General features: G+C 49.1%; 1 protein-coding gene. It reads left to right on the forward strand.

Going from position 1 to position 687, the window contains the following annotated elements; translation table 11 throughout:
* Positions 1–332: 332 nt before the first annotated feature.
* Positions 333–687: type II secretion system protein (locus tag RMSM_RS33985; protein WP_008708412.1), on the forward strand; the 355-nt coding region annotated here is incomplete at its 3' end.

Raw genomic sequence — 687 nt, forward strand, 5'->3', positions numbered from 1 at the left:
CGAACAACGACGTTTGTAGGGTTGAGCCTTTTTTTGCGTTACTGAGTGGAATTTGACTTCTCTTGTTAACAGGGTATCAGTTTTGGTTATCCGTGTATTGCTTTGCTTTCGTGATTCCGATTTTTTACGACTTCAGCCACACGAGTGATTGCGAGCGTGGTACTTTTGCGCGTTCGTTCTAACCGCTTCTCCATTGGACGGTATCAGTCGTTGTCTATAGAGAATGGGGCGGGCATTGAGATTGCGGTCATAGGCGGAGCTTTGTGGCAAGTGTTGTTGCTTGTCTCAATTTTTACAATTGTTTTTCACAATATGTTATTGAAGGCGGACAGATGAATCGTGAAGCAAAGCGGAAGTTGACAGGTTTTACTTTGGTTGAATTGCTGGTGGTGATCGCAATTATCGGCGTATTGGTTGGGCTGCTCTTGCCCGCGGTGCAGGCTGCGCGTGAAGCGGCACGTCGCATGCAATGTTCCAATAATATGAAACAATTGGGGTTGGCGATCCAAAACTATCACTCCGCCTACAGCCAATTCCCTGCGGGCGCGGTGGATTTTCATGGCTTTTCACGTAACAGCCGCACGGTCAGCGCGGCCATCTTCTTGATGCCGTTTATGGAAATGACGGCGCTGCACGACGCGTTTGTCGAAGACGACGAAAAAAGGCGACACCGGATCCGGTCCTTGG

This window comes from Rhodopirellula maiorica SM1, assembly GCF_000346295.1.
Lineage (GTDB): Bacteria > Planctomycetota > Planctomycetia > Pirellulales > Pirellulaceae > Novipirellula > Novipirellula maiorica.